Genomic DNA, 26,213 nt, shown 5'->3' on the forward strand with positions numbered 1-26,213 from the left:
ACATGGAGATGCCCGCGAGGCGCCTCGCGGCTTCCGAGAGGCGCAAGGACCAGATCGTGTCGGCCACGATCGCGGTGCTGGCGCGGCGCGGTTACGCGGGGACGACGTTCGAGGCCATCTGCGCGCACGCGGGGCTCAGCAGCAAGCGGTTGATCTCCTATCACTTCGCGGGCAAGAAGGAGCTGCTCGCGACGGTGGGCCGGGTGGTGCTGGCGGAGGCGGCGGCCTTCGTGCGTCCGGCCCTCGACGCGGCCGCGAACCGTGCGGCCGGCGCGCAGGGGTGGGAGCGGGCGGGGCTGGCGGCGTACATCAGGGCGAGCCTCGACTTCGCCGCCGCCCGGCCCGAGCACGTACGGGCGCTGCGGCAGATCGCCTGCAACACCGGTGAGCAGGCGGCGGACGGGTGGCTGGCGGAGCTGTTCGAGGGCGGGCAGCGGGCGGGGGCGTTCCGGGAGTTCGACGCCGAGCTGATGAGCACGGTGCTGCGGGCGTCCATCGACGGGGTGGCCGAGCGGCTCGACCCCGAGGGCTGCGCGGACGAGCTCGTCGAGATCTTCGACCGGGCGACGCGGGACGGATCGTCGTAGGCGGGCCGTCGTAGGCGGGCCGTCGTAGGCGGGCCGTCGTAGGCGGGCCGTCGTAGGCGGGCCGTCGTAGGCGGGCCGCGGATCAGGGCGGGGGCCGGGTGGCCCCCAGGGTCTGGCCGGCGGTGATGGCTTCGCGCAGGATCCTGGTCAGGATGTCGGCCTGGGCGGTCAGGGCGCGCAGGCCGTCCGTGTCGCCGGTCTGGGCCAGGAGGTCGACGTACCTGTCGTTGCTCTTCTGCAGATCGCTCGCCCGCAGCGCCGCGTCCGCCGCGCGCACGCGGGCCGCGTACGACTCCAGCTCCCACACCCGCTCCGTGACCGCCGCCACCGAGCGGCTCAGCGCCTCCCGCTGGGGCTCCAGGACCGCGGCGAGTTCGGGGGTCATCACCTCCTCCATCGCCTCCGCCTGCTCGGCCCGCAGGTCGGCCTGGACGCGTACGAGGCGGGCGACGTCCCAGAGGCGCTCCGGCAGCACGATGTCGTTGGCGATGACGTCGAGGAGGCCCCGGCGGTGCACGCGGGAGGCGGACACGTCCGCGATCGCCTTCCTGGCCCGGGCCACCAGGTCGAGGGCGGGGTCGTCCAGCTCGGCGGGGATGACGTAGCGGCCGGCGTACTGGCGGCTCAGCCGGCTGCCCAGGTTCGGGCGGGAGACGCCGACGAACAGGAGCGAGGTGAGGAAGACCATCATGGCGGCCAGGCCGGCGCTCTCGTGGCCGGTGTCGAACGCGACCGCGGCGAGCACGGCGCCGACCGCGGCGGCGCAGGCCGCGCCCACGGCGAACAGGCGGCGCGCCCATCGCGGCGGCTCGGGGTCGGGCCGCCCGAGCAGGAGCAGCGGCGCGCCGCTCATGCGCCGGCGATCCCGCGGGGGGACGGCGGGATCCACGATCGGCTGGTCAATCCAATTCGCCACCAGCGGCACCCACCCTCATGCGGAATGTGTAGTAATCGACCTGCCAGCCGTCCCGTAAGAGTCCCTTTCGCGCCACGACCTCGGCGGCGAAACCGGCCTCGCGCGCCAATGTCCGCAGATATTCCAGGTCCCCGGAGGTGCCGAAGAACACCAGCATCCGGCCGCCCGGCGCGAGATGGCTCCGGACGTCCTGGAAGAACTCGGTAAGGGCCCGATAGTTCTCGTCGGTGATGGCGGCCTCCAGCAAATCCCGGGGCGCGAACCAGCGGAACGGCGGGTCGAAAACGATCAGGTCGAATTCGCCTTCGACCGCGCTGAAGACATCGCTCTCCCGCACGGTCACGGAGACGCCGTTGCGCTCGGCGTTGGCCCGCGCCGTCTCGACGGCCAGCGGGTTGATGTCCACGGCCAGCACCTCGGCGGCCGTCGAGGCGGCCAGGACGGCGTTGACCCCGCTGCCCGTGCCCATGTCGAGCACGCGATCACCCTCCTTGACCTCGGCCAGCACGGCCTCGCCGAGAAGGTGCGACATGCCGGTGATGGGCTGCACGCCGGGCGGCACCACGAGGGTCCGGCCCAAATAGCGGAAAGTCCGCTCCGCGGCGCCTTCCTCCTGGGCCGCGCGATAGGCGTTCTCGTGCCAGCGGCGAATCCGCTCGGCGTACTCCGGAGAAACCAGCGGAATATGGTGGCTCTTTTCCGTCATGACGTCACTCTTCAGCACGCCCCCAGGAGCATGCCAGCGTATTTCGCACGAATGCCTCCCTTGACGAGACGGTGTCACTTCCGAGCACACCCCGTGCAGCCCACCCGATCCACCAGGCCCGTGTGCGGATGTCGTGAAGATGTCGTGCAGCTATTCTTTCGGCCGTGTCCGAACTTCCTGAGTTGTACGTCGCCGTGGACGTCGAGGCCGACGGGCCCATTCCCGGGCCGTACAGCATGATCTCCCTCGGCATGGCCGTGGCCGGGCGGGAGCACCTCACGTTCTACACGGAGCTGCGGCCGATCTCCGACGACTTCGTGCCCGAGGCGCTGGCCGTCTCCGGGCTCGACCGCGACCGGCTGCTGCGGGAGGCGCCGCCCCCTGAGGTGGCGATGGCGGCGGCCGCCCGCTGGGTGAACGGCCTGCGCAAGATCGGGCGGCCGGTGTTCCTGGCCGCCCCCGCGGTGTGGGACGGCATGTTCGTGCACTGGTACTTCCTGCGGTTCACCGGGAAGAGCCCGTTCGGGGTGACCGGCTCCGGGGTGGACCTGCGGAGCTACTGGATGGGGCTGACCGGCTGCGAGTGGGTGGAGACGCACAAGGGGAAGATCAAGCGGCGGCTGGGCCTGGAGGGGGTGCCGCACACGCACCACGCGGGCGAGGACGCCGCCGAGCTGGCCCAGGTGTTCGACGCCGTGCTGAGGCGCGAGGCGACCTGAGTTCTCACCAGATCTTCAGAATTCGCTGAGACTACTCTGAGGATGCGCGGAGACGTTGGAGGCGAAAGAGACCCTCGCACCGGACGGTGGTCCCGCACATGACCTCAACTCCCCCTCAGACCGCCCAGCGGCCGACGCGCCGGCTCGCCCCCGCCGGCACCGCGGCCCTGCGGCTCGGGCTCCTGGCGCTGGTCGCGATCGGCATCGTGGGCGCCGCCCTCGAGCTCGCCTTCGAACGCCACTGGCAGAGCCCCGTCCAGTTCATCCCCTGGGTGGCCCTGGCGCTGCTCGCGGTGGCGCTGGTGCTGCTCGCCCTGCGCGACTCCGGGCGCGCGCTCACCGTCGTACGCGTGCTCGCGGCGGTCGTCCTGATGGCCTCGGCGTACGGCGTCTTCATGCACGTGTCCGTCAACCACGGCATGGGCGCGATGGACCCCGACTGGGACTCGTTCTCGCCGCTCACCCAGTGGTGGTACGCGCTGACGAAGTCGGTCGGGGCGGCCCCGCCGCTCGCGCCGGGCATGCTGGCACAGAGCGCGCTGCTCCTCCTGCTGGCGAGCCTGACCTCGAAGCGAAGGGGAACTCCGTGAACACGCGCTGAACGCACCGGCACCATTTCGGAACCTTCTCCTCATTTTTCGCGTCACATCAGGGCAATAGCACTGCGACTGATGAGGCTGGTGAGGTTGGAGTGGCGTTACGACGGATATTCGTCGCGGCGGTCGTGATGGCGGCCACCGCGGTAAGCGCCGAAGGGGCGGCGGCCAGGGTCGCGCCCCGCCCGGCGGTCCAGACGGCCACCGTTGCCGAGTCGGCCCGACCGGCCGGGCTGGACGCGCCCACGGTGGCGTCCACCACGGAGACCGCCGAGGCCGAGCCGGTGTGCGCCCGGCTCAAGGGCGCGGAGGCGTGTGTGGGCCCTGACGGCAGCGACCGGCCCGGCATCACGATCGAGGACACGGCAAACGACCGCCGCCACCCCGCGGTCGAGTACTACCTGAACGGCTACCTCGGTACCAAGTACGTCATCCACAACCTGGGCCGCGACGGCGAGGTACGCGGCAGCCGCGAGATCGGCAGGACCGTCACCTTCCGCGCCGCCCTCTACCAGGGCGACCGCCGGGTCAAGTACGGCCGCTGGAAGACAGTCCGCAACGTCGCGAAATATCCGGTTAATCGGGACACCCGCACCACCCCCGCCGCCGCCCGCGCCAAGTCCAGGGTGTGCACCTCGACGAAGGGCGCCGCGACCACCTGCTTCTCCGAGCGCAACACCCACATCTACGCCTGCGACACCGCGGCCGACGAGTATCAGGCCCGCGCCGAGTACTTCGTCGCCGGCGACCCGACCGCCCGCTTCGAGATCCACCAGCTCGCCGGCGTCGGCACCTGCGGCAAGGCCGAGCACGGCGACCTGTCCATCAGCATGTACCGCGCCTCGGTGTTCGACCACGGCCGCCGCAAGGCCACGAGGCTCTACAAGTACAACTAGACGGGCGCGACCAGAAGGGTGCGACTAGAAGGGTGCGACGGTCTCCCGCACGACCTGCGCGCACTCCTTGGCGTTGTCGTCGTGGGCGATGCTGCTCAGCAGCTCCCGCAGGTGGAACACCCGCATGCGCTCCTGCCAGCCGCGCGGCAGGGGCGCCAGGGCCGCGTACACCTCGAAGAAGCGCTCGGAGGCCGGCGGGCGCGGCGAGCACCACAGCATGCTGAGGTCGGCCTCCGCCCAGCTGTAGGAGACGGCCGGATCGATCAGCGCCGGGCCGCCCGCCCGCGCGGAGAGGATGTTCTCCAGCCACAGGTCGCCGTGCGTGAGCACCGGCGGGGCCGGCGGCAGCAGCTCGGGCAGGGCGGCGCAGAGGCGTTCGAGCGCGCGGCGCTCCTCGCGGTCCAGCGCCGCCGCCACTTCCGGCTCGCTCAGCCAGCGCAGGATCCGGCGCTCGGCGAAGAAGGCGTACCCGTCAGCGTCCCAGGTGTTGTCCTGCCGCAGGCGGCCCAGCCAGCCGTCCCGGTGCCAGCCGAACCGGTCGCCGGTCGTGGCGGTGTGCAGGGCGGCGACCGTACGCGCCAGGTCCTCCCAGAACCGCTCCCCGTCGCCGCGCGGCGGGAGCGGTTCGAGCACGAGCAGGTCCGGCGTCACCGCCAGCACCTCGGGGGTGGCCACGCCGCCCAGCTCACGCAGCGCGCGCAGCCCTTCGGCCTCCACCTCGAAGAGGTCCGAGCCGGCCGTGCGCAGCGTCTTGGCGAACACCTCCGAGCCGTCGCGCAGCGTCACCAGGCCCGCCAGCGCCACCACGCCGCCGGGAGCCACGCGTACGGACTCCGCCTCGAACCCGGCGGCCCGCACGCGGGCCAGCAGCAGCTCCACGCTCACCGCCCGTACACGAGCAGGTAGCGCCAGAAGAGCAGCCTGCGGACGGTGGCCCCGGGCAGCAGGACGGCCGCCTCCCGCCGGATCTCCGCCAGCGACATCTCCGGCTGCTTGACCGGCGCCGGGCTCGGGGTGCCCCGCCCCGCCATCGCGAGCCTGGCGGCCGCGTTGACCGGGATGGCGGCCAGGGACCAGGCGTGGTCCGTCGCCGACACCTCGGAGTAGCAGCCCAGGACGGCCAGGACGCCGCCGGGGGCCAAGGCGTCCCGCAACCTGGCGACCGTGCCGAACGGCACGTGGTGGATGCTCGCCAGGCAGGAGATGTAGTCGTAGCGGCCCGCGGGCAGCTCCATCTCCGTGATGTCGGCGTGGTGGTAACGCACGCCCGGCGCGGGGCCGGCCGCCTCGATCACCTCCGCGGCCGGGTCCACCGCGTCCACCTCCAGCCCGAGGCCCGCGAGCCGGCGCGCGAACCCGCCGGTCCCGCAGCCGACGTCCAGCGCTGTCCTGGCGCCGCGCGGCACCAGGCGCAGGAGCCGTCCGTGGTAGTGGTCGTTGTGGCTGAAGGCCATTCAGCACCGCCTCACGATCATCCGCTCAGTGAGCGGAGGCTAGCAGCCGGCCCGGCAGGTCGAACACGGATCCGAGCCGCCGCTCCTCCGGGACCGCCGCCCGCCGGTACGGGTCGATGAGGTACGCCGCCATGCCGCAGCGCTCGGGCCCCGCGAAGTCCGGCCCGTAGGTGTCGCCCACGAAGACGGCGGACGACGCCTCGATGCCCAGCACGTCGAGGGCGGTGGCGTAGATCTTCGGATGCGGCTTGCGCCAGCCGACCTCGACCGAGGTGATCACGGCGTCGAACGACTCCAGCAGCCCCATCGCCGCCAGGTGCCCCGGCACGAGCGTCGCCAGGTGCGTGTTGGACACGACGGCGAGCCGGTGCCCGGCCGACAGCTCCTCGACGAGACCCGCGAGGCCGGGCAGGTAGTGGACGCCGGTGTTCCATTCCGCCACGTAAAGGGTGACGAACTCCTCGACCTCGGCCGGGGCCGGCCCGTGCGGCAGTACCCGGCCGAGGAACGCCGTGCCGGCTTCGGCCATCGAGAACTCGTGGTCGTCCAGGTCGCTGAGCCGGTCGAACTCGGCCGAGGTACGCGACCAGCCGTCGAGGAACTCCTCGTACGGCAGGGTCGCCCCGAGCCGGCGCAGCAGCGCGTAGGTGGAGTGGTAGCCCTGCTCCGTCCGGCTGGGCGAGTACTCGACGAGCGTGCCGAAGAAGTCGAAGAGGATGTGTGTCCGACGCATGGAGCCTCGCCCGCCCGCCCGTCCGTCCGTCCGTCCGAGTAACCGGTACGCCCGGCCGGTCCATCATGGCATCCGGCCCCGGGCCTGAAAGTTTCAGCCGTAATTGACGGGTGCCAGGCCACACCCCATGATCATGATGCTTCGAGGCAATACCACTATCCATGCGTTTCATGGCGAGGTGCGCCGATGCCGAAAACCCCCTTACGAGCCGCGTTGGCCGTCCTGCTGACGCTGACCGCCCTGAGCACCCCCAGCGCGTACGCCGACGACCCCGCCCCCGTCGCGGTGACCGTCAACGCCCGCGCCGCGCTCGCCGCCGTCCCCGAGACGGGCCTCGGCACCAACCACGCGATCTGGGACTCGAACCTGGGCACCGATGCGACCGCCGACCTGCTCAAGGACGCGGGCATGAAGCTGCTGCGCTACCCCGGCGGCTCCTACTCCGACATCTACCACTGGGCCGACCACACCGCCCCCGGCGGGTACGTGGCGCCCGACACCGACTTCGACACGTTCATGCGCGGCGTGCGCCGTACCGGGGCGCAGCCGATGGTGACGGCCAACTACGGCACCGGCACCGCCGAGGAGGCCGCGGCCTGGGTCCGGCACGCCAACATCACCAAGGGGTACGGCGTCAAGTACTGGGAGATCGGCAACGAGAACTACGGCAACGGCCACTACGGCGCCGCCTGGGAGGCCGACGACCACGCCGACAAGAGCCCGAACGAGTACGCCCGCCACGTCGTGGCCTACGCGGACGCGATGAAGGCGGTCGACCCCACCATCAAGATCGGCGCGGTGCTGACCACGCCCGCCAACTGGCCCGACGCCATCGTCGCCGAGGGCGACAGCGGCACCTGGAACCAGGTCGTCCTGTCCGCCGCCGGATCGAAGATCGACTTCGTCATCCTGCACTGGTACCCCGGCGCCCTGGACAGGACCGGCCACGTCCCCGACATGATCCAGCTCACCCGCGACCAGATCGCCAAATACGCCGGGCCCGGCTCGGAGCGGATCGGCATCGCGATGACCGAGTTCAACACCGGCAGCAGCAGCAACGGCACGAACACCCAGCCCGGCGCGCTGGCCGCCGCCGACGCCTATGCGACGCTGCTGGCCAACGGGGTGTTCACGGTCGACTGGTGGAACGTGCACAACGGCATCGGCGCCGTCACCGAGGTCGAGGGGCACACCGACTACGGCGACTTCGGCCTGCTGTCGAGCGGCGGGTGCACCTCGGACGGCAGCGTCTGTGAGCCGCCGCTCAACACGCCCTTCGCCCCGTACTACGCGCTGCAGATGATGAGCAAGTTCGCCCGCCCCGGGGACCGGTTCGTCCGCGCCGCGACCGACCAGCCGAAGGTCACCGCGCACGCAGCCCGCCGCCCCAACGGCGACCTGGCCGTCATGCTGATCAACACCTCGTCCGACACGTCGTACCCGGCCGCGATCAGCTACTCCGGCTTCACCCCCACCTCCGGCGCGCCCACCGTGCTGACCCACACCAACGGCGCCCAGAGCATCACCACGTCCACCACCGGGAGCGCGACCGCCCAGACGCTGCCGCCACTCTCCCTGACCACGATCGTCCTGCACCCCACCACCCAGCAGGCCGGCCGCCCCGGCGCCCCGGGCCAGCCCACGGCCACCGGCGTGACGGACAGGTCCGCCACGATCACCTGGCCCGCCGCCGCCCCCGGCTCGCGCCCGATCGCCAAGTACGAGATCCACCGCCAGAACGGCGCCGTCACCGAGCAACTCGGCGAGACCGCCGGCACCAGCCTCACCGTCCACAACCTCAAGCCCGGCACCCGGTACACCCTCAACGTGATCGCCCGCGACAGCGGCGGCACGCAGTCCTGGCCCTCACCCCCGGTGACCTTCACCACCGGCACCCCCGCCACCAGCTCCTGCTCGGTCCGGCTCACCGTCCAGTCCGACTGGGCCAGCGGCTACGTCGGCGCCATCGACATCACCAACAACGGCGCCCCCGTCAACGGCTGGACCCTGACCTTCGGCTGGCCGAGAACGTGGCAGAGCCTGGGCAGCGGCTGGAGCGCCGTCTGGACGCAGGAGGGGTCGCAGGTCAAGGCGGTCAACGAGCCAGGGAACGGCATACTCGCCACCGGCGCCTCGACCACGATCGGCTTCGTCGGCAACTACACCGGCCCGAACGTCCTCCCGTCCGTCTTCACCCTGAACGGCACCGTCTGCACCACCCGCTGACAGCACCCGGGGCCGCCTTCCGGCGGCCCCGTTCGCTGCGGCGATCAACCCCGCACACTCGGAAAACCACACATCTCCCGATCTTCCGGGATCAGGGCCGGCACCGGCTCGACCTTCCCTGTCCGAGGTCGGTCCGGTAGCGGTCGCTGGGCCTCTAACCGAAGGTGCGGACCACGAACGTGTCCGCCCTTTCCCAGCGCTTCGCTGCCGCCTGCCCACGAACTCACCGATTTTCGGGCAGGCGGACCAACCACCCTGTCAGGTAGCGGGAACCCGCGGTCAGAGGGTGGTGGACGGTGGTCGGGGTGAGCCCGCGTGCGAGGAGGTGCTGTCAGCGCTGCTGTCACCACTCCACCTAGACCACTTGATCGTTTCGATCTATAGGACCATGCCCTCATGTCAGTGACCGAGTTCGCCGGCGTGACCAAGGACAATCGTGGCATCACTTCCAACGGAGGTCTGTACGAGTTCTGGACCGATGAGGGTGCTCACATCTACCTCCACGACACCGACTTCCGGCGCCTGGCCTATGAGCCCGGCAGACCACCGACGTTGGAGCTGGAGTTTCTCTACGACTCGCAGTGGACTCCACCCGAACTGTCGAAGACGCCTGTCGTGGTCTTCCGGTTCGAGGACGTCCGCCTCGTCGAGTGGCACGAGGACCAGGAGGGCCATGACTGCGTGAACGCCAACCCTGATGCCCCGCCGGGACAGGTCAGGCAGTTTGCCTGGGACGGTACCGACCTGTTCACACTGGACACCTTCATACTGCGCCTGATTTTCCATGCCCGACGAGCGGAAGTAACCGTGCGCACGAAGTAGTCCGAAATTCCACCATGACCTATGCGCTTCACCCTCAGAACCCATCATGACGAGTCAACGGCAGCAGCATGGTCGAAGGGTTGTGCGGCTGGCCGGGAGGGTGCTGGTGTACGAGGCGACCCGATGCTGTGACGACGTTGCTGTACTCGTGCGCTGTAGCAACCATCATGACCGGTGGCAATCCCGCAAGATCGCGAAGTCTCACTGGAGTACTAGCTGGATAGTTCACGGGTTGGGCCGGCTCTTGGCGTGCCGGGACGTCCGGGCCAATGGCGCGAACCGCACTCGGGCATGCCCGCGTGCCGTGGAAGGATCTCCGTATGTTGGAAGGGAAGCTCGACGCGCTCTCGCAGATGATGGCCGAGCACAGGGCCATGAAGTTCCCGCCCGGCTTCCGCGGCCTCGACATCGGGGACCGGGACATGGTGACGCTCGACGCGTACACCTACGGCTGCGCTGCCAACGTCCTCAAAGGCCCGCTCAACGAACAGCACCGCTCTCTCCTGACGCGGCTGAAGTCGGTAACCGAGGAGGTCCTCCCGCAGATCGACGACGAGTATGCAACCGAGTACTACACCCATGTGCGCGACATGGCCGTGTTGGCTGCAGAAATCGAGAGCCTGCGCCAGAAGTAGTCCTGCGGCTAGGACCCTCGGCGCTAAGACGTGGAAAGAGTAGTGCGGTCAACAACCCGGCGGACGTATGCGGTCACAGCACAAGCGGTCCCGCTTCCAGCCAGATCCGAGGTGAACAGCCGGTGCCGGCGTAGCCTGGCGAGCTGGCGGCGGGAGCTGCTGGTCGACTCCCGCTGAGCGGTCCGGCTCTGGGATGCGGAGACAACCAGGACGTCGCTGTCACTGGTGCTGTCAGAGGAGATCAAAAAGCTCCGAACGGATATCCGTCCGGGGCATCTTTGCTGGTGAAGTGTGGTGGTCAGGGGCAGGGTCGAACTGCCGACGTTCCGCTTTTCAGGTGTAGCAATCAGCCTGTTGGCAGGCCGCGACCAGGAGGTGGGGGGCCGCCTGTGGTGCCTTCCGTGTAGGACCGGTGGCTGACGTTGCCGTCGACATTCAGCGGGGGACCACCTGAGCACGGACGCCTGGAAGATCATCGAATGCGGCCGGGGCGTCCATTGTGATCACTGTTCTCGCGGTGGCCGCGGCCGTCGCCGCAATCAGGAGATCGTACGCGCCACGAGACTGACCTTCTCGTCGAACATGCGCCATAAGACGAGCATGGACTCTGGCGACGTCTGTCGTGTATTCCTCGACTGGAATCAACGCCAGGACTTCATCCACGAAGGCCTGCCGATTGGGCCGGCGAGCCGCATCGGCCATTTCCACACCGACGAGCAGCTCCGCCACAGTGATCGCCGCGATCGCCACATCATCGGGGTCTTCGATCACCGCGTCCACGGACGCCCTGCCCCGCTCGGCTGCGATGAGCACACCCGTGTCCAGGATCAGGCGTCGGGCCACGTGCCCCTCATCTCGTCGTCGATTGCCTCGCGGGCCGCCGCGACATCAGCCTCGAAATCCGCGTCCAGCGTCCCCGCCCTTCTGGCCAGAAACGCCTTGACCATACGCCCTGGTGCAGTGGGCGCAGGGCCGATCACGGCGATTTGCTTCCCGCCACGAGTCACTACGATGGTCTCCCCGTGCTCCGCCTCGTCTAGGACCGCGGCGAAGCTCCGAGACGCTTCAGTGGCAGTCATCACCTTCATAGAATCAGATTATCTGATGATGTCGACCCCTGTTCAGTGAGTCGAAGCGTGCCCTTGCTCTCGTGAAGTCACTGACTTCAGCCAAGAAGGGATCAAGGCGTCACATGGCGATGCATAGGCGCGACAGCCGTGGCGATCTGCCAGCCGTTCATCCAGTGCTCACACCCCGACTGCAGATGACCGTCCGCTTCCTTTGTTGCCGTCAGCGGACACAAAAACGCCCCGGAGCGATCTTCGCTTCGGGGCATCTTGGCTGTTCAAAGCTGGTGGTCAGGGGCAGGGTCGAACTGCCGACCTTCCGCTTTTCAGGCGGACGCTCGTACCAACTGAGCTACCTGACCCAGAGCGGTCCTGACGGGACTTGAACCCGCGACCTCCACCTTGACAGGGTGGCGAGCACTCCAAACTGCTCTACAGGACCTTGCTTGTCTTGCGTTTCGTGCTGTTTGCGCTCGCTTAGCTTACCAGCTCTTCGGTGGTCTTGGACCAGCCGTTTTGCGGGTGCGCCAGGCGCTCGCAGTGCCCCCAACGGGATTCGAACCCGTGCCGCCGCCTTGAAAGGGCGGTGTCCTAGGCCGCTAGACGATGGGGGCTCAGGATTCCCTGTCGCCTTCCGTCGGAGACCTCTGAAGCATAGGGGACGATTGCCCTTGATGCCAAAGTGGCGGACCGGCGGCCGGCGATGGTGGTGTGCCGCCGACCGTTCCCGTTGGCGACGGGGCGCTCGTTGGCTCTGGGGAAATCATACGTTGCGGGTCGGGCTCCACGTGACGCTGGATGTACACCGACTGCTCCCCCAGCCCGCCGAGCGTGATGTCGTCCCAGGCCTGCAGGCGCTTGGTCTCCTTGTCGAAGTACAGGACGGACGCCTGGACGGGGGTGGGCTGGGCGTGTTCGAGGGCGCGCAGGCCGGCCCCGCCGGTCGAGCCCTGGATGAGCATGCGGGTGCCCGTCGGCAGCATGGTCGTCTTTCGCTCGTGCGTGTGGCCGGCGAGGATCATGGGAGCCGCGCCCGAGAAGCCACGTCCGACGTCCGGATCGTGTACGGCGATCAGGTCCGCCTTGCCCACCTTGGCCAGGTGGGAGCGGGCGAAACGGCCGAGTGCCGCCGGGTCGGAGTCGACGGTGACGGATTTGTCCGGGGTGAAGCGCGGGTCGCCGAGGCCGTAGATGTTCAGGCCGGCCACCTTCTCGGCCCTGTTGTCCAGGACTATGGCGTTCTTCTGCTTCTCCACGGCCTTCTGGGTGGTCATCGAGTCGTGGTTGCCGCGGACGAACACGTACGGGATCTTGAGGGTGCTGATCTCGTCGACGAACTTGTTCTCGGCCTTGGTGCCATGGTCGGAAATGTCGCCCGTGTCGACGATCACGTCCACGGCGAACTGGTCCTTGAGCGAGCGGATGACGTTCCAGGCGATGGGATTGATGTGGATGTCGGAGATGTGCAGCACCCGGATGCTCTTGGGGTCGGCGTCATAGAGAGGCAGGGTCGAGACCGTGTCGTACAGCTTCGAGACGTTCGTGACGAGTTTGGTGAGCTGAGACCGGTACGACTCGAACTTCGTGACGATCGACTCCGCGCTGCCGACGAGTGACGGTGCCGCGGCCACCAGCCCCGAGTAGCGCGGCTCGACGAGCGAGCTCGGACGGAAGGTGAGAGCGGCCAGGACCCCGGTGCCCGCAAGGGCCACAGAGGCCGCCAGGAGCCCCAGGAGAGCCACTCTCGGGCGCCTGAAGACCATCAGGACGGCGATCAGGGCCCCGGCCCCGGCACAGAGCAGTGAACGGATGACGAGGGCGCGTACGCCGTCCAGGAGGTCACTCTCGATCACGTCCGGCAGGCGGTCGGCCAGGCGCGGGTCCTCCAGGAGCGCTTTGGCGCGGTCCTGGTCGATGTTCTCCAGCGTGATGCGCAGCCGGAGCGGCGCGTCGTGGGTGCGGAAGGTGAGGGTGCCGAGCGGGCTGGCGTCCACCACGGTCTCGCCGTTCCAGGCCGGTCGGAGGGACATCCCGGTCTCCACCGGCCCCACCTGGGAACGTACGGTGCCGCTGAAGAAAATGCCCAGCCAGGCGCCCACCGCGGCCACGAGGAGCACAGCCGCGATCCTCGCACCGCGCGATCGAAGGATTGCCTTTGACCTGTGTACGAACTTCATACAGCTTCTTGCTTACCTGACTGAGGGGGCAGAATGGCAACTGTGATCGAGGTTTCGCGGGAGAAGTTCGAGGAACTCGTGGCCGAGGCATTGGACACGATTCCTCCGGAGCTCACGCGCGCCATGAGTAACGTCGTCGTCACTGTCGTCGATGATCCGCCGGAGCCCCACCTGCTCGGCCTGTACACCGGTGTCCCCCTCACGGAACGCGGCGACTGGTACTCAGCAGTCCTGCCCGACCGCATCGAGATCTACCGCAATCCGATATGCCAAATTTGCGACACCGAGGACGACGTCGTCGACGAGGTCCGCATCACGGTCGTCCATGAAGTCGGGCATCACTTCGGCATCGACGACGCCAGGCTTCACGAATTGGGCTGGTAACCCTTTGCTTTTGGTTGGCTGCTTTGGGTTGCGGCCCGCCCCGTCAGTCGGGCACCTTAGGTGACATAGCGAGCACCCTGAGTCAGGCACAGCGGAGTCCAATGGGGGCCATGCGGGCGCGACGGCCGCCGGGACGGCATCGCCGTGCCGGAGAAGCACCACAAGTCACATATCGCGAAGTCATCGCCGTCAGGGAGTTCCGGGCGCTCTGGTACGGCCAGGGCCTCTCGCTCCTCGGTGACCAGCTCGCGCAGGTGGCGCTCGCCGTGCTCGTCTACGACCGCACGCGTTCGCCCCTGGCCACGGCGGCGGTGTACGCGCTCACCTACCTCCCCTCCATCGTCGGCGGGCCGCTGCTGGCCGGGCTGGCGGACCGGTTCGCGCGCAGGGGCGTCATGCTGACCTGCGACCTCATCCGGGCCGTGCTGGTGGGCGCGATGGCGATGCCGGGCATGCCGTTCCCGGTGCTGTGCGCGCTGGTGTTCCTGGTGGTGCTGCTCAGCGCGCCGTTCTCGGCCGCCAGGGCAGCGCTGCTGCCGGAGGTGCTCGAAGGCGACGCGTACGTCATGGGCTCGGCTCTCCAGAACATGACGAACCAGGCCGTTCAGATGCTCGGCTTCGCGGCGGGCGGAGCGGTGATCGCCACCATGGGCCCGTACCGCGCCCTGGCCCTGGACGCCGCCACGTTCCTCGGATCGGCGCTGATCCTGATCTCCGGCGTGCGCCGCCGCCCCGCCGCCCACCGCGACGGCACCAGGCCGTCCATGTGGACGATGACCAGGGGCGGGGCCCGGCTGGTCCTCCGGTCGCGGAAGTTGCGCACGCTGGTGCTCTTCGCGTGGCTCTGCGGCTTCTACATCCTGCCTGAGGGCATCGCCGCGCCGTACGCGGCCAAGCTGTACACCGGCGGGCTGCCGGTGCCCGTGATCACCGGGCTGCTCATGGCGGCGATGCCGGCCGGGACGGTGGTGGGGGCGTTCCTGTTCAGCAGGTTCGTGCCGCCGGCGCGGCGGCTGCGGCTCATGGGCTGGATGGCCATGCTGAGCTGCGCGCCGCTGATCGTGACCGCGATCCGGCCGCCGCTGGCCGTGGTGCTCGCGGCGTGGGTCCTGTCGGGGATCGGCGGGGCGTACCAGCTCGCGGCGAATGCCGCATTCGTGCAGTGCGTACCGGCCGAACGTCGCGCCCAGGCGTTCGGCCTCGTGCAGTCAGGGCTGATGGCCGTGCAGGGGATCGGCATCCTGGTGGGCGGTTTCGCGGCGGAGAGACTCGGCCCCGAGCCGGTGGTCGCGCTGGCGGGGATCGCCGGGGTGATCAGCGCGGCCGTGCTCGCCATGATCTGGACCGAGTCTCGCGACAAGCCCGCCCGGGTGCGTGCCCAGGCCACCGCCTGATCACTGCTGCGGCTTCTGCTCGCCGCTCCAGTCCGTCGCCGCCTTGTTGGCCTGCTGCTTGTTGATGAGGTCCTGGACGATCGAGGTGTCGTGCTCCTCGTCGGGCATGAGGAGCCAGCCGATCGCGTAGATCCCGACGCCGACCCCGCCGAACAGCGTCGCGATCGCCAGCGCGATCCGCACCAGGTTGGCGTCGATGCCCACGTACTCGCCGACACCGGAGCAGACGCCCGCGATGATCCTGCCCTTGTGGGTCCGACGCAGCTTCTTGACGTTGTATTCGCTCATGCCTCAAGACTGCCCGCCGGCCCGGTGTTCGCACATCAGGATTGCCCCTGGTAGAACCCTGGTAGTCCCCTATATGAGGAGAGGACCCGCGATGGACGACCTGCTGCGCCTGGACGACCGGCTCAACCCCGACCAGCGGCTCATCCGCGACACGGTCCGGTCGTTCGTCACCGACCGCATCCTGCCGCACGTCGGGGACTGGTTCGAGGAGGCCGTCTTCCCGGCGCGCGAGCTGGCGCCCGCGCTCGGCTCGCTCGGACTGCTGGGGATGCACCTGGAGGGGTACGGCTGCGCGGGGACGGACGCGATCTCGTACGGGGTGGCCTGCCGCGAGCTGGAGGCCGGCGACTCCGGCCTGCGCTCCTTCGTGTCGGTCCAGGGGTCGCTGGCCATGTTCCCCATCTGGCGGTACGGCTCGGACGAGCAGAAGGACGAGTGGCTGCCCCGGATGGCCGCCGGCGAGGCGATCGGCTGCTTCGGCCTGACGGAGCCGGACCACGGTTCGGACCCGGCCAACATGCGGACTTATGCCAAGAAAGACGGATCCGACTGGATCCTCAACGGCTCCAAGATGTGGATCACCAACGGCTCCATCGCCGACGTCGCCGTGGTGTGGGCCCAGACCGACGAGGGCATCCGCGGCTTCGTCGTACCGACCGCCACGCCCGGCTTCTCCGCCCCTGAGATCCACAAGAAGCTGTCCCTTAGGGCCTCGATCACCTCGTCCCTCTACTTCGACGACGTACGCCTGCCCGCCTCCGCCGCTCTCCCCGGCGTCACCGGCCTGCGCGGCCCGCTCTCCTGCCTCTCGGAGGCGCGCTTCGGCATCATCTGGGGCGTCGTCGGCGCCGCCCGCGCCTGCCTGGAGGCGGCCGTCGACTACTCGAAGACCCGCGTCCAGTTCGACAAGCCGATCGGCGCCTTCCAGCTCACGCAGGAGAAGCTCGCCTGGATGTACGTCGGCACCGCCCAGGCCGGCCTGACCGCGCTCCACCTGGGAGAGCTCAAGGACGCCGGGCAACTGGATCCGAGGCAGATCAGCTTCGGGAAACTGGCCAACGTACGCGCGGCCCTGGACATCGCCCGCCAGGCTCGCACCATCTTGGGGGGTAACGGGATCACCCTGGAGTACCCTGTGATCAGGCACATGAACAACCTGGAGAGCGTGCTGACGTACGAAGGCACCCAGGAAGTCCATACGCTGGTGCTGGGGGAGGCGCTGACGGGCCTGGCGGCTTACCGGTGATGGAGGCGTCGCGGACAGGGCGGTAATCTCTGTACCCTTGCTGGTGCGAGGGGCGTTAGCTCAATTGGCAGAGCTGCGGACTTTTAATCCTTTGACCGTTTCTGTGTGTGCCGACCTGCGTTTTTGCTGGTCGGCTTTTCTATGTGTGCGTTGAATCCGTGGCTGTCGATTTCCTCTTGTTGGAGGTCTGCGCGGTAAGGGACCTGTCACCCGGACGCCACCCCCGCTGCTCGTTTTCGGGCTAGACCGAACCGGGGATGAACTGTCCCCCAAGCAGTGACAGCAAGCGATTGGTCAGCTACCATCCGAGATCGACGCTCCGGCAAGGCGTGGGGGCACGGTCGCCGCACCGGCCCGGAGAGTCCATCCCGAGGCTCGGCAATTCCGAGCCGGTGCGGCCCCGAAAGGGGGCGGGGACCATGGCGGCCAAATCACCATGGTCCCCTGTCCCTCTCGGACAACCTCGAGATGGGGGCCCTACTTTTTCGAGGCGTCCGATTCATCCCCGTGGGGATGATCAGCCACGAAGTTCCCGAGATTGGGCTTGGTATACACCAGTCCTTCGTCCCGCAGCCGGTGAACGGCCTTTCGCGCCGTCTTCTTCGCGACGCCCAATTCCTGCTCCAGCTGCGTCTCTGACGGCAGCGGCGAGTGGGGCGCGTAGGTGCCATCGAGGATGCGCGCCTTGAGCACGTCGTAGACCTGCACCCATCGGTACTCGTTAGCCCTGAACTCGATCGCCACGGCACGAGCATGCTCGGGCATGCCGGAGGATCCCCGGGCGGGCAGCGGCATGCCCCGGCCTCCCCCGGCATGCCCCGGCAAGACGACTAAGCAGTTCACCGCGGGAAGAGCTGGAGACGCCGGCGCTACTCGCTCTCTGGTCCCGCGCCCGCGGCGCTCCGGTCGACCACGAACGTCCCCCGAGCCTTCACCGTCACCAGCAGACCTTCGTCCTTGAGAATGCCCACCGCGCGCCGCACCGTGTCCCGGCCAAGCTCGTGCCTCTGCATCAGCTGGACCTCGGTGGGGATCGGCCGGTTCGGCGGCAGTTCACCGCTCTCGATCTGCGCCCTCAGGATGTCGGCCAGCTGCTGGTAGAGCGGCGTCGGGCCCTCGTGATCGATCTGCATGGGCACGGACGGTAAATGTCCGCCATCGTGGCCCATCACTCGCCCCTGTTGGCGAACGTTGCCCTTCGTAGTCGAATGTTGGGCAACGTTTGGTCTACTCTCGAAAGAAAAGGGCGGGCCCGCCACCGGTGCGCTAACACCAGGACGGGCCCTTGATCGGACGATGGAGGTCCGACCCATGCAGAATCCTACGAGCGACAGCCCACCTCCGGCACCGCTCCTGCGCTACGAGACGTGGACCGACACAGACGGCTTCCACGCGCGCTACACCAACCCGCTCAGCTCCGGAGCCCTTCACTACGGCTGCAGGCAGACCATCACCGCCGCCACCGAGCTGGAGCTACGGCAAGAGGCCGTCCGCAACAGGATCCTCATCTCGGTGTGGGACACGCATCAGCGCTTCCTCGCCGCCGAACAACTCAGCAACCTCGAGGACAGGACCGAGCCTCCGGCCGAGTGACCGCCGTGCCGGCCTGGGAGCCGCACCGGCCCCGCAGCCCGCGACCCATCCGCAGCATCGAGCTGTCGTGCTGCTCGGCCTACGAGTGGTGCTCCGAGGGCGGCCTCTACTTCGTCCTCCGGCGCGCCGGCGACGGCTACGAGGAGACGGGCCGCGGCATTTACGCCCGCGCCCGCGAGGTGTGGGACGAGCTGACCGAGGAGCACGCACGCCGGCACCGGCTGGCGAAGTCGAAAGACCTCTAACCGATCAAGGGACCACCCGCCCGGCGGCCAGGCCGGGCGGGGGCCCTACACATACGGACCTGGATGAGAGGCCCGCACCATGAACGTATTCGAGTTACCTGACCTTGTCGTCCCCTACCTGGACGAGATCCAACTCGGCATCCAGATCGCTGGCACGCTGCTCGGCCTCTGGATCCTGAGGCGGCTCTACCGATGGGGCTGGCCCCGCTTCACCGCCGCTCCCGAGCACGCACTCACGATCGTTGCCGCCGCCATCGCCACCGGCGTGTCCGCGCAGGGCATGTGGCGGTTCACCGGCGACGTCCTCGGCCTCGACGGGCCGCTGCGGATCCTGCTGTTCGCGTTCATCGAGGTCGCGATCATCACGTCGGCGGTACGCGCCCGCCGCAACATGCGCGAGAACTTCTCCGCCGGCATCGACGGCATCGCCGTGTGGGCCCTCACCGTGCTCACCGCCGTCCTGTCCAGCATGGACGCCCGCTCGCTGCCCGAGGCCGTGTTCCGGCTCGCCGCCCCGCTCGTGGCCGCGTGGCTGTGGGAGCGGGGCATGGCCATCGAGCGCCACCGCATCCGCGGCACCAAGGGCATTAACTGGCGGGTCACCCCGGAGCGGATCCTGGTACGGCTGGGGCTCGCCGAGCCCACCGACCGCACGGCCACCGAGGTGGACGCCCAGCGCCGCACCAACCGCATCGCGCTCGCCGTCCTACGGGCGGATGACCTCCAGGCGGGCGACGCCTCCGAGCGTCGCCAGCGCCGCGCGGTGCGCGCGTTCCGCAAGGCGCTCGCCCAGGGCGTCGAACACATCAACCTCGCCAGCGACCCCGCCCAGCAGCAGGCGGTGCTCGCCAAGATAGACACCCTGCGCAGCACCGACGCGCTCCTCGCTCGGCGGCGCGTGGCCGACTGGGCAAGCCCTGCCGAGGACACCCCGCCGGAGCTGCCCGCGGCGGCGCCGGCGCGGCGGCTGATCGTCGTCCGTACGGAGCGGCGTACGGAAGCGCCACCTGCCGTAGTCCAGATCTCGCGCCGGTTTGAGTTCACGAGGCGACCGGCGCCGGAGCCGGTGCGGGTGCTGCGCCGGGCGTTCACCTTCCAGCCGGGCGCGGCCCGTACGGCGCCCGTACGGCGGCTGATCGTGGTCCGTACACGGCCCGTACCCGCTGCTCCCGAGCTCGTTGACCGATCCGTATTCGTACGGGAGATCACCGCCGACATCCTGGCCGCCGCTGCGCGGAACGAGAAGTGGACGCCGAACTACGACGCCCTCATGACGCGGAGCGGGCGGCGCCGGTCGTGGTGCGAGAAGGCCGTCGCCGATGCCCGTAAGGCCGTGTTCGGTACGGACGCGCGTACGGAAGGAGCGGCAGCATGAGCCCCGCCGTCGCGACCTTCGCCGCCGTCTTCGCCGCGCTGTACGCCGCCCACAGCTTCGGCGACCACTGGTACGGCCAAACCCACCGCCAGGCCCTCGGCAAGGGCGCCCGCACCACACAGGGCGTCCGCCACTGTCTCGCTCACGTGCTGCTGCTCGCCGCGCACAAGTTCCTCGCCCTGGTCGCGCTGGCCATGGTGACCGGGCTGTGGCCGTCCCTCGCCCACGTGGCCGTCGCGCTGGCCGTGGACGGCGTCAGCCACTACTGGGCCGACCGGCGGTACACCCTGCAGGCGCTGGCCGAGCGCACCGGCAAGGGCGACTTCTACCAGCTCGGCCAGCCCCGCCCCGGCCGAGACGACGCCCACCACCTCGGCACCGGCGCCTACGCCATGGACCAGTCCTGGCACGTCGCCTGGCTCTTCGTCACCGCCCTCATCATCGCGGCAGGTGCGACCGGATGAACTGGGCCAAGCGGCCCGCCCAGCCCGACCCGCAGATAATGCACGGCGAGGACGGCGTGGAGCGGGTACACCGCACCGCCGAACTCGCCGTGCCCACCCCGGCCGACCTCGCGCCCACGCAGGGCGAGCAGGAACTCCGGCCGGTGTTCCCGGCCTGGCTCGCCGACCGGCACACCGCAGTCGCGACGGTCCGACACAAGGCACGCCGCGGCGGCCGGATCATGGCCTCCCACCTCGTGCGCTCCCCGAAGTACGCCTGGCGGCTCGTCCCATGGGCGCTGCGCGGCGGCTGGCTCGGCCTCCAACTGCTGGCCGAGTACGTCAACGCCAACGAATACCGCGACGTCGTCAAGGACGCGAAGGCCGCTGGCGACTCCGACAAGGTCAAGGCCGAGCGTCAGGAACGCCGCACTCAACGCACCGTCCGGCTGCGCCTGGTCGGCGTCGTGCTGCTCGCCGTCGCGTTCGTCCTGCGGATGGCCGCCTACACGTGGGGCGCCATCACCCTCTACATCACCGGCGCTGCCCTGTTCCTCGTACTCGTCGTCATGGGGCGCCTGAGCGTCGAGGACAAGCCGCCCCTCCTGGACCAGCCCCAGATGCCCGTCCAGGAGGACCTGGCGCCTGAGCACCTCACCGCGGCGTTCCGCGCCGCCGGGCTGCTGAAGGACAGCGCTGTCCTCACGCTCGGGTTCGAGGGGATCTGGCGCGACGGCAACGGCTGGGCCGCCACCATCGACATGCCCCGAGGCGCCGGGAAGACCGCCGCCGACGCCATCGCCAAGCGCGACGTCCTGGCCGCCGAGCTCGGCGTCGACGAGATCCAGCTCATCATGGACCGCGTCCGCGCCCACGCTGGCGGCCACGGCCGGCGCCTGTCGATCTGGCTGGCCGACGACGACCCGTACCTGCTGCAGGGCGAACCGAAGAACAACTCTCCGTTGATCGGCCTGGAGAGGTTCAACCTCTGGGAAGGGCCGATCCCGTTCGGGCGGGACGCCCGCGGCCGACGCGTCGACCTGGACATCAAGTGGCAGTCGGTGTTCTTCGGCGGGCTCATGCGCCGCGGCAAAACGTTCACTCAACGGCTGCTGACCGCAGCCGGTGTCCTCGATCCGTACGTCGATGAGTATCTGGCCGATTTCAAGGGCGGCGCTGACTGGGTCCCGATCCGCCAGGTCGCAGTCCGGTACGTGACCGGGGTCGAAGACGATGCGCTGCGGGCGTTCGACGCGATGCTGGACGAGCTGCTGGCCGAGATGAACCGCCGGTTCGCCCTGCTGCGAGACCTGCCGACGTCGGTCTGCCCTGAAGGCAAGCTGACCCCGCAGATCCAGAAGAAGTACGGGCTCAACTGGATCCGGCTCACGGTCGACGAGCTGCAGGAAGCGCTGGTCGCCTACGACAAGGACAAGCGCGAGGAGGTCATCAACAAGCTGGCCCGCATCGCCCGGCGCGGCCCGGCCGCCGGGTTCATCCCCGACTACGCATCCCAGCGACCGGACGCCGACTCGGTGCCGGCCAAGCTGCGCGACATCGTCTCCATCCGCTCGTGCACGCAGGTCGGCGACCGAACCTCGTCGGACATGGTGCTCGGCAAGGGGAAGGCGGCCTTGGGCGCGGACGCCTCGGTGCTGTCGGAGGAGCACAAGGGCGTCAACGTGCTGGTCACAGGGCCCACGAACTGGGTCACCGTGATCTGCGACTACCTCGACGGGCCCGCCTTCCTGGAGATCTGCCTGCGTGGGCGCGCCCTCCGTATCGAGGCCGGCACGCTCAAGGGTGAGGCGGCCGGGGACGTGGCGGCGCTCGCCGAGGCGGCCGGGCAGACCATTCCGCCGCTGCTAAACGACGTGCTCATGGTGATGCGGCACTCCGACCGGATGCACACGCACGTCCTTCTGTCGGCGCTGGAGAACCTGGACCCCGAAGCGTACGGCGACTGGGACGCCGACCGGCTGGCCGCCGAACTGGTCACGCTCGGCGTGGAGCGGTCGGGCCGGCAGGTGAAGGTCGACGGCGTGAACCTGTCCGGCTATCGACGGGCGGACATCGAGGCAGCAGTGCCTCCGCTGGCGTGGGAACAGGTGCCTCGGTGAGGCCGGGAACGCCCTCGGAGCGGGGCCCGCCGAACCCCCGCTACCTCCCGCTACCTCCCAGCTCGAAGACCGCTACCGGTCGCGCTACGCCGGTAGCGGCCCCCCGCTACTTGATCGTGATCGGTAGCGGCCCTCCGAACTCCGTTCGGATCTTGTTCGGGTAGCGCCCCTCCCCGCTACCCGGTAGCCCCCAACCCTTGGAGATGACCATGGTCAAGACCCCGGCCCGGAAGCCGGCCGCGAAGAGGAAGACCAAGAAGCGCCGGAAGATCGTCACGGTGACGTTCGCGCTGTTCCGGTGCTCGCGGTGCCGCCGCAACTACAACATCCCGTGGCGGCACGTGTGCATGATCGGGTTCACGGCGGCCGAGGCTCGGCGTGCCCAGCGGCTCGCGACGCAGGCACGCAAGGCGAAGAAGCCGTGATGAGCGACGCCGCGATGGGCGGCCTGTGGTTTGCGCTGATCGTATTCATGGTGGTGTTCCTGCTGGCCTGGGATCGAGCCCGGCACCGGTTGAGCACATGCCGCCGGTGTACCGGCGGTCGTATCTACAGCCCGTTTTCGGACCGTTGGCGCGACTGCCCGCTGTGCAACGGCACAGGCGTGCGCGGCCGACGGTGACCAGGAGGACCGAGATGAACCCCAAGGACAAGGACATCAGCCTCGGGTGGCTGCTCGTGCTCGGCATGGCCCTCGCGGGACTGTTCGCGATGCCCGCCGAGGATCCCCAGAAGCAGCAGACCACGCGACCGGCGACCACAGCCGAGCGGATGTGTCCGGACGATCCCGAGCACTGCTGGTGGAAGTGACAGCCGATCCGCCAGATCCATGGCATGAAAAAGGCCCTGCGCCGTAGCCTGTGGTTGACGAGACACACAGGGAAGGCCAGGGCCTATGCCTGAAGGTAGCACGATCGGCGCACGACTCCGAGCCGCACGCAAATCTCGCGGACTCACCCAAGAAGAGCTCGCCGAGGCAGCCGACCTGTCCCGTGACCTGATCGCGAAACTGGAACAGGACCAGCGCAAATCCGCAAGGCTGACGTCGCTGGTGAAGCTGGCCAACGCTCTCGACGTCGACCTATCGACACTCGTCGGCAAACGCGACCAGCTCGGCACCGACCGCGACGGCGGCAGCGTCCTGGCGCTCCGCAACGTCCTGCTCTCGCCGTCCCTCCTACCGGACGTCGACGACGGGCATGATGGCGAGCCCACCCCGCTCCCTGAGATCACCACAGCGGTACGCAACGCCTGCTCCGCGTACTGGAACGGGCAGTTCTCGACCCTCATCGCTGACCTGCCCAGCCTGATCACCGAAGCTCGGCTCACCCGCGACGCGCTCGGGCCGGAGGCCACATACCCGCTCGCGATGGCGTACGACCTGGCTGCCAGCCTCATGATTCACCTCGGCCGCGACGATCTCGCCGCCATCGGGTCCGAGCGCGCCATCACGACCGCCCGCACCGGCACCGACGAGCTCCTCTGGGCCACCTTGCACGCGACCTACGCGTGGGTACTGCTTCACCAGGCACGGCTGCAGGAGGCCGAGCAGCTGGCCGCTGGCATGGCCGCCCGCATCGAACCTTCCTTCAGCGCGCCCACCGAGCACATCGCGGCTTGGGGGAACCTGCTCATCACCGCCCTCGCGCCCACGGCCGCGGGTGGTGGGGATGTGGGTGACTACGTGGCCATGGCCGCCGCCGGCGCAGAGCGGCTGCGCGGGACGGTGCGCATCTACAACAGCTCGTTCGGCCCGGCGCGTGTCGCTGAGCAGGAGACGCACGCGTACACCGTCTTGCGAGAGCCGGGCAAGGCGCTGCAGGCGTCCAGGCGCGTCCACCCCGGCGACTTGGCGGGGATCGCCTACGGTCGGCACCTCCTGGACGTCGCTCAGGCTCATCTCGATGCCCGGCATCGGAAGGCCGCCACGGAGCGGATTGTGGAGGCCCGCGCCACGTCTGGGGTGTGGTTCCGTCATCAGGTGATCGCGCGTGACCTTGTGGAGAGCATTCGGGAGGAGGAGGCGCGGCCCTCGTCTGCCATCAAGTCGCTCGCGCACTCCTTGGGCATCTGACACGGGAGTAGGACACTGTGTCCTCATGGGGCGTTGATCCCCTGGCGAGGTAGGACACCACGTCCATGGAGCGCCGTTACAGCACGTCATAGCTTCGTTACATGGTTACCAAGGACTCGGGGCACAGCCGTGAGGCCGGTCCATGAGGCCGGCGAACCCCGATGGCACCCTCTACGCCTGGACTGCCACCGACAAGAGCGGATGCGGCTCGTGCGGCATCACCACCGAGCCTGGCGCGGCAAGGCGGCGCGCATGGGCTGCGTTGGCCGCGCTTTCTCCAGGCGCCAGTGGCGTGATCGAGGAGGTGGTCCTCGACCAGGACGCGCGTCAGCCGGCCTATGTCCACGGCCGGGTCGTGGCGCGGCTCAACAGGTTCCGGGATGCCGTGCGCGAGGCCGACGGCGGTGAGCCCGCATGAACCGCGAGCTGAGCGACATCCTGGCAATGGCTGAGCGGGAACGGCAGCAATCGGTGCTCCGTATCTCCTTCCCCGGCTGGGAGCACGAGCCGCGCCCGGCCGGGTGGACGTCCACACTCCGCCGGCCGGTGACCGAAGAGATGGCCGAGGCCGGGATTCTCCAGGAGATCCGCCGAGACAGCTATCGGGACCTCATTCAGGCGCTGTCGGCGCAGGCCCTTCTGATCGAGGGTGTCCGCAGATCCGCAAGATCGGGCTCGGGCACATGAGGCGGCCCGGCCCGTCCGTCTGCGAACGGCTGGCGGGCCGGGCAATTGTCGGGCCCCGCGCGTACCCCTCCGGGCGCGGAGCCACCACAAGCAGGCGCGGCGGCAGTCCAGGAGCCGCCACCGCGCCATCGATCGGCTCTCGCCCCTGCCGCGGGCGGGGGCCATGCAACCGCCCGGCGCCTGGGCAGGCTGCCGGGCGCGGGGGCCGGGGTCCACCCTCACGCCGATCTGCAGGACCCCGGCCCCTCCCTCGCAGCACCCGACCCAGGAGACCCCCGGATGGAGCTGATCATGCTGGTACTCATGGAGACAAACCCCTGGCTCCCGACCGCCACACCCTCCCAGCAGCCGCCACACCAGGCGTACCGTCAGACCGCGGGCAAGGGCGACGACGACGAAACCCCAGCCGTATGCAGCGTGTGCCTCGGAGCTCAAGGTGAGTGGATCGAGATGAACGGCAAAAAGGGCCAGGAGCGCAAGTGGGTGCCCTGCAAGGCGTGCAACGGGACCGGCCGTAGGTGACTGACCCCATCACCTGCCCCGAATGCCACGGCCGCCGCGGAGAGCAGCTCGGCGACCTGTTTCTCGCCTGCCAGTTCTGCGGCGGCCGTGGCTGGGTCGGTGGCGACAACGAGCCCGCCGAGCGAGGTCATGGTGAGCCGCCTCCGCCGCCTCCGGCCTCGGAGCACAAGGTGTGGTCCGACCCATGGATCGCCGCCCAACTCGGCTGCCGTTACTGCCTGGGGTCCAAGCAGGTCTCCCACATCGACGAGGACGCCGGGACGCTGGTGACCGTGCCCTGCGTCTGCGTCACGCAGTGACCCCACTCC

Annotated in this window: 34 protein-coding genes and 3 tRNA genes; 23 read left to right on the top strand and 14 right to left on the bottom strand. The window is 69.1% G+C overall.

Features of this window, described 5'->3' with window-relative positions:
* The first annotated feature begins 56 nt into the window (after window positions 1-56).
* Window positions 57-587, top strand: a complete 531-nt coding sequence (locus AB0J69_RS31640; protein WP_364124531.1) for a helix-turn-helix domain-containing protein — start codon at window positions 57-59, stop codon at window positions 585-587.
* An 82-nt stretch (window positions 588-669) separates the two neighbouring features.
* Here the strand turns inward: AB0J69_RS31640 and AB0J69_RS31645 are convergent, their stop codons facing one another.
* Together AB0J69_RS31645 and AB0J69_RS31650 are read right to left on the bottom strand one after the other, a co-directional pair.
* On the bottom strand, window positions 670-1,440 hold the full coding sequence (locus AB0J69_RS31645) for a hypothetical protein (RefSeq protein ID WP_364124534.1): 771 nt from the start codon (window positions 1,438-1,440) through the stop codon (window positions 670-672).
* 46 nt (window positions 1,441-1,486) lie between these two features.
* A complete protein-coding gene (locus AB0J69_RS31650) occupies window positions 1,487-2,209 on the bottom strand; it encodes a HemK2/MTQ2 family protein methyltransferase (protein WP_364124536.1) in 723 nt (240 codons plus the stop codon).
* A 164-nt stretch (window positions 2,210-2,373) separates the two neighbouring features.
* On the opposite strand from AB0J69_RS31650, the gene AB0J69_RS31655 reads away from it, so the two are divergent.
* The 3 genes from AB0J69_RS31655 to AB0J69_RS31665 all read left to right on the top strand — a co-directional run bounded on the left by AB0J69_RS31655 (window position 2,374) and on the right by AB0J69_RS31665 (window position 4,420).
* On the top strand, window positions 2,374-2,928 hold the full coding sequence (locus tag AB0J69_RS31655) for an exonuclease (protein WP_364124539.1): 555 nt from the start codon (window positions 2,374-2,376) through the stop codon (window positions 2,926-2,928).
* Between the two features lie 98 nt (window positions 2,929-3,026).
* Window positions 3,027-3,518 (top strand): hypothetical protein, encoded by a 492-nt coding sequence (locus tag AB0J69_RS31660; RefSeq protein WP_364124542.1) that lies wholly within the window; start codon window positions 3,027-3,029, stop codon window positions 3,516-3,518.
* Between the two features lie 101 nt (window positions 3,519-3,619).
* Window positions 3,620-4,420 carry a hypothetical protein gene (locus AB0J69_RS31665; RefSeq protein ID WP_364124545.1) on the top strand — a complete coding sequence of 267 codons (801 nt, stop codon included), beginning with the start codon at window positions 3,620-3,622 and terminating at the stop codon, window positions 4,418-4,420.
* A gap of 24 nt (window positions 4,421-4,444) precedes the next feature.
* Here AB0J69_RS31665 and AB0J69_RS31670 read toward each other — a convergent pair whose 3' ends face one another.
* Genes AB0J69_RS31670 through AB0J69_RS31680 form a run of 3 tightly spaced genes read right to left on the bottom strand, consistent with a single transcriptional unit; the run spans window position 4,445 to window position 6,607 of the window.
* Entirely contained in the window at window positions 4,445-5,305 is an 861-nt protein-coding gene (locus AB0J69_RS31670; RefSeq protein WP_364124548.1) for a fructosamine kinase family protein, read from the bottom strand.
* Window positions 5,302-5,874 (bottom strand): class I SAM-dependent methyltransferase, encoded by a 573-nt coding sequence (locus AB0J69_RS31675; RefSeq protein WP_364124550.1) that lies wholly within the window; start codon window positions 5,872-5,874, stop codon window positions 5,302-5,304. The genes AB0J69_RS31670 and AB0J69_RS31675 overlap by 4 nt, the downstream gene beginning before the upstream one ends.
* 25 nt (window positions 5,875-5,899) lie before the next feature.
* Window positions 5,900-6,607, bottom strand: coding sequence for an HAD family hydrolase (locus AB0J69_RS31680; RefSeq protein ID WP_364124553.1), 708 nt, complete (start codon window positions 6,605-6,607; stop codon window positions 5,900-5,902).
* 186 nt (window positions 6,608-6,793) lie between these two features.
* On the opposite strand from AB0J69_RS31680, the gene AB0J69_RS31685 reads away from it, so the two are divergent.
* From AB0J69_RS31685 to AB0J69_RS31695, 3 genes are all read left to right on the top strand, one after another.
* Window positions 6,794-8,833, top strand: coding sequence for a cellulose binding domain-containing protein (locus AB0J69_RS31685; RefSeq protein ID WP_364124556.1), 2,040 nt, complete (start codon window positions 6,794-6,796; stop codon window positions 8,831-8,833).
* Window positions 8,834-9,229: 396 nt separating this feature from the next.
* A complete protein-coding gene (locus tag AB0J69_RS31690) occupies window positions 9,230-9,655 on the top strand; it encodes a hypothetical protein (protein WP_364124559.1) in 426 nt (141 codons plus the stop codon).
* Between the two features lie 320 nt (window positions 9,656-9,975).
* On the top strand, window positions 9,976-10,290 hold the full coding sequence (locus AB0J69_RS31695; protein ID WP_364124561.1) for a hypothetical protein: 315 nt from the start codon (window positions 9,976-9,978) through the stop codon (window positions 10,288-10,290).
* A 435-nt stretch (window positions 10,291-10,725) separates the two neighbouring features.
* On the opposite strand, the gene AB0J69_RS31700 is transcribed toward AB0J69_RS31695, so the two are convergent.
* From AB0J69_RS31700 to AB0J69_RS31725, 6 genes are all read right to left on the bottom strand, one after another.
* Window positions 10,726-11,133, bottom strand: coding sequence for a PIN domain-containing protein (locus tag AB0J69_RS31700; protein WP_364124564.1), 408 nt, complete (start codon window positions 11,131-11,133; stop codon window positions 10,726-10,728).
* Entirely contained in the window at window positions 11,118-11,378 is a 261-nt protein-coding gene (locus tag AB0J69_RS31705) for a type II toxin-antitoxin system prevent-host-death family antitoxin (RefSeq protein ID WP_364124567.1), read from the bottom strand. Before AB0J69_RS31705 ends, AB0J69_RS31700 begins: the two co-directional genes overlap by 16 nt.
* A gap of 264 nt (window positions 11,379-11,642) precedes the next feature.
* Window positions 11,643-11,719 (bottom strand) — tRNA-Phe (locus AB0J69_RS31710).
* A gap of 5 nt (window positions 11,720-11,724) precedes the next feature.
* A tRNA-Asp gene (locus tag AB0J69_RS31715) sits at window positions 11,725-11,799 on the bottom strand.
* A gap of 99 nt (window positions 11,800-11,898) precedes the next feature.
* Window positions 11,899-11,971, bottom strand: a tRNA-Glu gene (locus tag AB0J69_RS31720).
* A complete protein-coding gene (locus tag AB0J69_RS31725; protein ID WP_364124570.1) occupies window positions 11,972-13,474 on the bottom strand; it encodes a metallophosphoesterase in 1,503 nt (500 codons plus the stop codon). It abuts the tRNA gene before it with no gap.
* A 102-nt stretch (window positions 13,475-13,576) separates the two neighbouring features.
* Between AB0J69_RS31725 and AB0J69_RS31730 the strand changes: the two genes are divergently transcribed.
* Window positions 13,577-13,918 carry a metallopeptidase family protein gene (locus AB0J69_RS31730; RefSeq protein ID WP_364124858.1) on the top strand — a complete coding sequence of 114 codons (342 nt, stop codon included), beginning with the start codon at window positions 13,577-13,579 and terminating at the stop codon, window positions 13,916-13,918.
* A gap of 110 nt (window positions 13,919-14,028) precedes the next feature.
* A complete protein-coding gene (locus tag AB0J69_RS31735) occupies window positions 14,029-15,312 on the top strand; it encodes an MFS transporter (protein ID WP_364124573.1) in 1,284 nt (427 codons plus the stop codon).
* Here AB0J69_RS31735 and AB0J69_RS31740 read toward each other — a convergent pair whose 3' ends face one another.
* Window positions 15,313-15,600 (bottom strand): PspC domain-containing protein, encoded by a 288-nt coding sequence (locus AB0J69_RS31740; RefSeq protein ID WP_364124575.1) that lies wholly within the window; start codon window positions 15,598-15,600, stop codon window positions 15,313-15,315.
* A gap of 91 nt (window positions 15,601-15,691) precedes the next feature.
* Here AB0J69_RS31740 and AB0J69_RS31745 point away from each other — a divergent pair, with 91 nt between their 5' ends.
* Window positions 15,692-16,846 carry an acyl-CoA dehydrogenase family protein gene (locus AB0J69_RS31745; protein WP_364124579.1) on the top strand — a complete coding sequence of 385 codons (1,155 nt, stop codon included), beginning with the start codon at window positions 15,692-15,694 and terminating at the stop codon, window positions 16,844-16,846.
* Between the two features lie 477 nt (window positions 16,847-17,323).
* Here the strand turns inward: AB0J69_RS31745 and AB0J69_RS31750 are convergent, their stop codons facing one another.
* Both AB0J69_RS31750 and AB0J69_RS31755 read right to left on the bottom strand, forming a co-directional pair.
* Complete coding sequence (locus AB0J69_RS31750) at window positions 17,324-17,641, bottom strand: winged helix-turn-helix domain-containing protein (protein ID WP_364124582.1); 318 nt, start codon at window positions 17,639-17,641, stop codon at window positions 17,324-17,326.
* 74 nt (window positions 17,642-17,715) lie between these two features.
* Window positions 17,716-17,979 carry a GntR family transcriptional regulator gene (locus AB0J69_RS31755; RefSeq protein ID WP_364124585.1) on the bottom strand — a complete coding sequence of 88 codons (264 nt, stop codon included), beginning with the start codon at window positions 17,977-17,979 and terminating at the stop codon, window positions 17,716-17,718.
* Between the two features lie 178 nt (window positions 17,980-18,157).
* On the opposite strand from AB0J69_RS31755, the gene AB0J69_RS31760 reads away from it, so the two are divergent.
* The 13 genes from AB0J69_RS31760 (at window position 18,158) to AB0J69_RS31820 (ending at window position 26,204) form a co-directional block, all read left to right on the top strand.
* Window positions 18,158-18,439: a hypothetical protein gene (locus AB0J69_RS31760; protein ID WP_364124587.1), complete on the top strand. Its 282-nt coding sequence runs from the start codon at window positions 18,158-18,160 to the stop codon at window positions 18,437-18,439.
* On the top strand, window positions 18,436-18,684 hold the full coding sequence (locus AB0J69_RS31765; protein WP_364124590.1) for a hypothetical protein: 249 nt from the start codon (window positions 18,436-18,438) through the stop codon (window positions 18,682-18,684). The genes AB0J69_RS31760 and AB0J69_RS31765 overlap by 4 nt, the downstream gene beginning before the upstream one ends.
* A 79-nt stretch (window positions 18,685-18,763) precedes the next feature.
* On the top strand, window positions 18,764-20,059 hold the full coding sequence (locus AB0J69_RS31770; RefSeq protein WP_364124592.1) for a hypothetical protein: 1,296 nt from the start codon (window positions 18,764-18,766) through the stop codon (window positions 20,057-20,059).
* Window positions 20,056-20,523 (top strand): transcriptional regulator, encoded by a 468-nt coding sequence (locus tag AB0J69_RS31775; protein ID WP_364124595.1) that lies wholly within the window; start codon window positions 20,056-20,058, stop codon window positions 20,521-20,523. The genes AB0J69_RS31770 and AB0J69_RS31775 overlap by 4 nt, the downstream gene beginning before the upstream one ends.
* The gene (locus AB0J69_RS31780; RefSeq protein WP_364124598.1) at window positions 20,520-22,622 is read left to right on the top strand and encodes a hypothetical protein; all 2,103 of its coding nucleotides are present in this window, start codon (window positions 20,520-20,522) and stop codon (window positions 22,620-22,622) included. Before AB0J69_RS31775 ends, AB0J69_RS31780 begins: the two co-directional genes overlap by 4 nt.
* Window positions 22,623-22,831: 209 nt before the next feature.
* Window positions 22,832-23,047 (top strand): hypothetical protein, encoded by a 216-nt coding sequence (locus tag AB0J69_RS31785; RefSeq protein ID WP_364124601.1) that lies wholly within the window; start codon window positions 22,832-22,834, stop codon window positions 23,045-23,047.
* Window positions 23,047-23,244: a hypothetical protein gene (locus tag AB0J69_RS31790; protein WP_364124604.1), complete on the top strand. Its 198-nt coding sequence runs from the start codon at window positions 23,047-23,049 to the stop codon at window positions 23,242-23,244. Before AB0J69_RS31785 ends, AB0J69_RS31790 begins: the two co-directional genes overlap by 1 nt.
* Window positions 23,245-23,258: 14 nt before the next feature.
* Window positions 23,259-23,432, top strand: coding sequence for a hypothetical protein (locus tag AB0J69_RS31795; protein ID WP_364124607.1), 174 nt, complete (start codon window positions 23,259-23,261; stop codon window positions 23,430-23,432).
* Window positions 23,433-23,517: 85 nt separating this feature from the next.
* Window positions 23,518-24,696, top strand: coding sequence for a helix-turn-helix transcriptional regulator (locus AB0J69_RS31800; RefSeq protein ID WP_364124610.1), 1,179 nt, complete (start codon window positions 23,518-23,520; stop codon window positions 24,694-24,696).
* A gap of 142 nt (window positions 24,697-24,838) precedes the next feature.
* Entirely contained in the window at window positions 24,839-25,114 is a 276-nt protein-coding gene (locus AB0J69_RS31805) for a hypothetical protein (RefSeq protein ID WP_364124613.1), read from the top strand.
* Window positions 25,111-25,383, top strand: a complete 273-nt coding sequence (locus AB0J69_RS31810; protein ID WP_364124614.1) for a hypothetical protein — start codon at window positions 25,111-25,113, stop codon at window positions 25,381-25,383. The genes AB0J69_RS31805 and AB0J69_RS31810 overlap by 4 nt, the downstream gene beginning before the upstream one ends.
* 279 nt (window positions 25,384-25,662) lie before the next feature.
* Window positions 25,663-25,905, top strand: a complete 243-nt coding sequence (locus AB0J69_RS31815; RefSeq protein WP_364124617.1) for a hypothetical protein — start codon at window positions 25,663-25,665, stop codon at window positions 25,903-25,905.
* Window positions 25,902-26,204, top strand: coding sequence for a hypothetical protein (locus AB0J69_RS31820; protein ID WP_364124620.1), 303 nt, complete (start codon window positions 25,902-25,904; stop codon window positions 26,202-26,204). The genes AB0J69_RS31815 and AB0J69_RS31820 overlap by 4 nt, the downstream gene beginning before the upstream one ends.
* Window positions 26,205-26,213 lie beyond the last annotated feature (9 nt).

The organism is Nonomuraea sp. NPDC049709 (assembly GCF_040674815.1).
Lineage (GTDB): Bacteria > Actinomycetota > Actinomycetes > Streptosporangiales > Streptosporangiaceae > Nonomuraea.